Origin of the sequence: Kineococcus vitellinus, assembly GCF_009906315.1 — a bacterium.
Classification (GTDB): domain Bacteria; phylum Actinomycetota; class Actinomycetes; order Actinomycetales; family Kineococcaceae; genus Kineococcus; species Kineococcus vitellinus.
On the sequence record NZ_JAAALL010000601.1, the window covers coordinates 1 to 843 of the forward strand.

Annotated in this window: 1 pseudogene; it reads right to left on the minus strand. The window is 82.8% G+C overall.

From position 1 onward, the window contains the following. A pseudogene (locus GTQ99_RS23660) lies at window positions 1–843 on the minus strand (thiol reductant ABC exporter subunit CydC); the annotation flags it as partial.

An 843-nucleotide genomic window follows, 5' to 3' on the forward strand; every position in this document is an offset into this window, starting at 1 on the left:
CACCACGGCCGCCGCCCAGGCCGTCGCCACCCCGGTGCCCCCTCCCGCCGGCGCGGCGAGCGCACCGGCGGTGGCGGCCAGCGCGAGGGTCACGGCCGCGGCGCCGAGCACGTGCAGCGCCGCCGTCCACGCCGCGGCGGCCGCCCGGGCGCGCTCGGCGCGGGCCAGCGCAGCCTGCCGGGCCTCCACGACCTCCAGCGGCCGCGCCGGGCGCAGCGTGGCCAGGTCCTCCACGGCCCCGAGCACCTCGACCGTGGCGGCGGCCAGGGCGCCCACCTGCTCGCGGTGCGCGCCCTGGCGGCGCTCGGCGCGGGCCGCGAGCGCCGGGGCGGCGAGCACGGCCAGGAGCAGGCCGGGCAGCGCGGCCAGCGGGAACCACGGTGCGGCGGCCGCCGCGGCGAGCGCCGCCGCGAGCAGCGCGACGAGCGTCACGGCCACCGGGTGGCGGAAGCGCAGCAGCCCGTCCACCCGGGCGTCGACGTCCTCGACCAGCTGCACGAGCAGCTCCCCGGAGCGGCCGGAGCGCTCGCGCAGCAGCGGACCCGGCAGGCGCGGCACGAGCGCGGCGACGACCTCGGAGCGCCACCGGGCCAGCCGCGCGAAGGCGCTGTCGTGGCTGAGCAGGCGCTCGGCGTAGACCAGCAGCGGGCGGGCGGTGGCGCTGGCGCGCACCAGGACCGCGGCCACCGACAGCGTCAGCACCGGGGGGCGGCCCGCCGCGGTGACCAGCAGCCAGGTCGCCGCGGCCGTCAGCGTCGTGGCCGCCAGCACCGCGGCCGCGCCGGCGGCCACCGCGAGCGGTCCGCGACCGCGGCGCAGCCGCACCGCGGCGGTGGGCGGGGT